Raw genomic sequence first — 1,862 nt, forward strand, 5'->3', positions numbered from 1 at the left:
CAGTAGACGATGACCCCGTCATCCTAGAGCTTCTCGAACGGTCGTTGACCAGCCAGGAAGGCTACGATCTGACCACCAGCGAGAGCGCGGAGGATGCCCTGCGGCTGCTCGAAGAGACGAAAGTCCCGTTTGAGTGTTTCCTGTTGGACATCATGCTGCCCGGTATTGACGGCATCGAATTGTGCGAGGCGGTGCGCCAGATGCGCCTTTACCGCACCGCGCCCATCATCATGATCACGGCCAGCCGGGAACCCGACCTGATGGAGCGCGCCTTTTACGCGGGCGCCACCGATTTCATTTCGAAGCCGCTGGAGGGAGTGGAACTGAGCGCGCGCATCATCTCGGCGAGCATGCTCAACGACAGCCTGCACCGCGAACGCGACGCGCGGCACACGCTTGCCGATCTGACCGACAAGATGAAACCGCGCTTTACGGCACCGGTGGACCTGAGCACGCCCAACGTCACTGATTTTCTGACGTTGGAAAATACGCTGCTGCGGATGCCGGCGGGCGTTTATACAATGCACCTGTTCAGCCTCGATGTGCTTGGGATGCGCGGGATTTATCAGGCGCTGAGCTTTCCCAAATTCAAACGACAGTTGGAAACCGTCAGCGAAACGGCGGCGCAGGCGTTGGGTGACCGGACCTGGCGGATGGCCTATGCCGGGTCAGGGCGGTTCCTGGGCTTGGTGATGGGGCGCGAACGTCTTGATCGCGAGGCATTTGTCGCAGACATGGACGCACGGATGGCCGACCTGTGGGAGCACAGGCTTCACGGTACCCTGATGCCGCCTTCGGTGCGCGTGCGGATGCTGTCGGATCAGCGGCTGTGGACGGGTCTGACGGCGAGCGACATGTTCCGCGCGCGGCTTGAGAATATGGACCTGCTGCAAAGCATCGAGCCGCAGGAGGAAGAAAACCTTTTTGCCCGGCTCGACGATATGATCCGGGACTAGGGGGATAGGGGCCGGCGGACCGGCCCCTATGCTAGCGGATCAGCGCGCGAACTTCTTGTGCTTGAGGCGCTTGGGTTCCAGCGCATCGGCACCCAGGCGGCGCTTCTTGTCTTCTTCGTAGTCTTCGAAGTTGCCCTCGAACCACTCCACATGCGCCTCGCCCTCGAAGGCCAGGATATGCGTACAGATCCGGTCGAGGAAAAAGCGGTCGTGGCTGATGACCACGGCGCAGCCCGCGAAATCCACCAGCGCATCTTCGAGCGCCCGCAGGGTTTCCACGTCAAGGTCGTTGGTCGGTTCATCGAGCAGCAGCACGTTGCCGCCCTCTTTCAACAGACGCGCCATGTGCACACGGTTGCGTTCGCCGCCTGACAACAGGCCGACCTTCTTCTGTTGGTCGCCGCCCTTGAAGTTGAAGGACGAGCAGTAGGCGCGGCTGTTCACTTCCGCGTCGCCCAGCTTGATGATCTCGGCGCCGCCGGTGATCGCCTGCCAGACGGTGTCATCCGCTTTCAGATCGTCGCGCGACTGGTCGACGTAGGACAGATCGACCGTATCGCCGTATTCGATGCTGCCCGCGTCAGGCTGTTCTTTCCCGGTCAGCATCTTGAACAGCGTCGATTTACCCGCGCCGTTGGGGCCGATCACGCCCACGATGCCGCCCGGCGGCAGGGAAAAGTCCAGCCCCTCGACCAGCAGCTTGTCGCACATCGCTTTCTTCAGGCCCTCGACCTCGATCACCTTGTTGCCAAGGCGCGGGCCGTTGGGGATGACGATCTGCGCGCGGGAAAGCTTTTCGCGCTCCGACTGTTCGGCCAGCTCGTTGTAGGACTTGATGCGGGCCTTCGATTTGGCCTGACGGGCGTTTGCACCCTGGCGCATCCAGTCAAGTTCACGCTCCAGCGT

General features: G+C 61.8%; 2 protein-coding genes. One reads left to right on the top strand and one right to left on the bottom strand.

Annotation, left to right across the window (positions count from 1 at the left end; all coding sequences use genetic code 11):
- On the top strand, positions 1-956 hold a 956-nt coding region (locus WA989_RS00585), incomplete at its 5' end, for a response regulator (RefSeq protein ID WP_424338592.1).
- A 39-nt stretch (positions 957-995) separates the two neighbouring features.
- On the opposite strand, the gene WA989_RS00590 is transcribed toward WA989_RS00585, so the two are convergent.
- A partial coding sequence (locus WA989_RS00590) for an ATP-binding cassette domain-containing protein (protein ID WP_424338593.1) occupies positions 996-1,862 on the bottom strand: 867 nt, incomplete at its 5' end.

The sequence above is a fragment of the Henriciella sp. genome, assembly GCF_049649345.1.
In the GTDB taxonomy this organism is placed as follows: domain Bacteria; phylum Pseudomonadota; class Alphaproteobacteria; order Caulobacterales; family Hyphomonadaceae; genus Henriciella.